Genomic DNA, 1,045 nt, shown 5'->3' on the forward strand with positions numbered 1-1,045 from the left:
CTAGTGTCCTGAGTTAGAAGTTCGAAGACAAAATCGTTCGATGCTGGCCAGGATGTCGTCGGCGGATTTGGTCCAGACAAACGGCTTGGGGTCGGCGTTATTGATTCTCAGGTAATGCCGAATGGCGTCCTCCAATTGACGAGTCGAACGATGGGTTCCACGGCGAATTTGTTTTTCAGTCAGCGTGGCGAACCAGCGCTCGACCTGGTTGAGCCACGAAGCCGAAGTCGGTGTGAAATGCACGTGGAACCGCGGGTGACGGGCGAACCAATTGCGGATGGCAGGCGTCTTGTGCGTACCGTAGTTATCCATCACCAGATGAATGTCCAGGTCATTCGGAACCGATGCTTCGATCGTACGCAAGAATTTCAGGAACTCGCTGCTGCGATGACGTCGATGCAACTGCCCAATGACTTCACCGGTGGCAATGTCGAGTGCAGCAAACAAGGTCGTCGTGCCATGACGCTGGTAGTCATGCGTGCGCCGTTCCGGCACGCCGGGCGCCAGCGGCAAGACCGGCTGGGTCCGGTCCAGCGCCTGAATCTGGCTCTTCTCGTCAACGCACAGCACCATCGCCTTGAGCGGCGGGTCGAGATAAAGCCCGACGATGTCGCGGGTCTTCTCGACAAACAGCGGATCGGTGGACAGCTTGAACGTCTCCTGCCGATGCGGCTGCAAACCGAAGGCACGCCAGATGCGGCTGACCGCCGTTTGCGACAGCTTTGCTTCGCGCGCCATGGTGCGCGTGCTCCAGTGCGTGGCGTTCGGCGGCTGTTCTTCCAGCGTCTTGGCAATCACGGCATCAACACGCGCATCATCAATCGTACGCGGCGCTCCCGAGCGCGGGGCATCGAGCAAACCATCCAGGCGCATGCGGACAAAGCGGGCGCGCCATTTCGATACCGTTTGGCGTGTCACCGCCAGCTTGACCGCGACCGCCTTGTTCTCCGCTCCGCCGGCACATTCCAGAACGATGCGCGAACGCAGGGCCAGCGCTTGCGCAGTCTTGCGCCGTCGCGCCCACCCATGCAATTGTTCTTGTTCC

General features: G+C 60.1%; 1 protein-coding gene. It reads right to left on the reverse strand.

Annotation, left to right across the window (positions count from 1 at the left end; translation table 11 throughout):
* The coding region (locus ACYVIA_RS22255) for an IS630 family transposase (protein WP_460844492.1) at nucleotides 1-1,045 on the reverse strand (1,045 nt) is incomplete at its 5' end.

Source organism: Noviherbaspirillum agri, from assembly GCF_054780595.1.